Origin of the sequence: Natronolimnohabitans sp. A-GB9 (genome assembly GCF_030848565.1) — an archaeon.
Taxonomy (GTDB): Archaea; Halobacteriota; Halobacteria; order Halobacteriales; family Natrialbaceae; genus Natronolimnohabitans.
Genome location: NZ_JAVDDV010000057.1, coordinates 1 through 1,467, shown reverse-complemented (window position 1 = coordinate 1,467; position 1,467 = coordinate 1). Strand labels below are relative to the sequence as shown.

At 57.9% G+C, this 1,467-nt stretch carries 1 protein-coding gene; it reads left to right on the top strand.

Annotated features, from left to right (window positions below; translation table 11 throughout):
- The first annotated feature begins 146 nt into the window (after window positions 1-146).
- Window positions 147-1,403, top strand: a complete 1,257-nt coding sequence (locus RBH26_RS21250) for a transposase (protein WP_306760364.1) — start codon at window positions 147-149, stop codon at window positions 1,401-1,403.
- The last annotated feature ends 64 nt before the right edge of the window (window positions 1,404-1,467 follow it).

Here is a 1,467-nt window from a genome sequence, read left to right as displayed (position 1 = left end):
CTATCTTAATTCAGCGAGAGAATCCCGCCGTTTACGGTGGGCGTGAATCGCGTACGCTCCAACAACCAACCACTACTCTAACCCCTCAGCCGGATATTCAACGCCAACCGCAGCCATTAAGATAAAAAAGACAACATAGGCTATGTATGGCGGATCTGGTCACGACGCGCACCATCACAGCCACGCTCGACAACGACCGTGAGGGCGTCGTCCGTGACCTCGATTCGCTCGCAGACTCCGCCAGCAAACTCTGGAACATCGCCCGGTGGACAATCGACCGCATCTGGAACGCAACCGGTGAAATCCCCGACGAAACCACCCTCAAAGCCTACCTCAAAACCAAGCCCGTCTGGAAAGACCTGAACGCTCAATCCAGTCAGGCAATCGTCGAAGAATTGTCTGGCGCTTTCCAGTCGTGGTACAAACAAGACGACCCGGATGCGAACCCACCGGGCTACCGCAAACGCGGCGACCACCGCCCACGCAGCACGGTCACGTTCAAAGAAGACGGCTTCAAAGTTGACACCACGCACCAACAGGTTCGCCTCTCGAAAGGCGAGAACCTGAAAGATGGCTGGGCCGACTTCATCCTCTGCGAATACGACACCGGCCCGGACACCGACCTCAGCGACGCGGAACGTGTTCAACAAGTTCGCGCCGTCTGGAACGACGACCATTGGGAGCTACACTTCGTCTGCAAAGTCGAGATCGACGCAACGGACACTACTGGCGAGAAAATGGCGGGGATCGACCTCGGCATCAGCAACACCGCTGCCGTCTCGTTCGGTGATGAGACGCTGTTGTATCCCGGAAATGCGCTACAAGAAGACGCCCACTACTTCCGCCACATCGAATACGATACGGAAGGTGAAAACGGCCCCAGCAACCGTGCGGAATGGGCGCGACGAAAGAAGTCACGCCGTCAAGAACACTTCCTCCACGCCCTGTCGAAAGACATCGTCGAGCAGTGTGCCCGCCGTGATGTGGAGACGATAGCCGTTGGGCATCCGAAGCACATCCGTGATGATCAAGACTGGGGCAGGCACGGGAACAAGCGACTGCACGACTGGGCGTTCGAAACGCTCATCCAGCACATCGAGTACAAAGCCGAGGAGCGTGGCATCGACGTTGAACGGGTTGATGAGGCCGGGTTGAAAACATCGAAGACGTGTTGTCAGTGCGGGGTGGAAGCGGATTCGAACCGCGTTGAGCGTGGGTTGTACGTGTGTGACGAGTGTGGGTTGGTCGCCAACAGCGATCTGAATGCGGCGGAGAATATGCGAACTGCGGTAACTCCGAGTCCCTCTGTGGATAGGAGTAACGGCTGTCTGGCACAGCCTTCGGTGCGCCTGTTCGACAAATCCACGGGCCGGGTGGCCCGCCGAGAACGGGTCGTATCGTAAACCGGCAAATATCCCAACGCTGCGGTACGGGAAGCCCCGTCGCTCACGACGGGGAGGATGTCAC

Coding starts and splice junctions, on each gene's coding strand:
- RBH26_RS21250 (WP_306760364.1), top strand. CDS start 147: ATGGCGGATCTGGTCACGACGCGCACCATCACAGCCACGCTCGACAAC.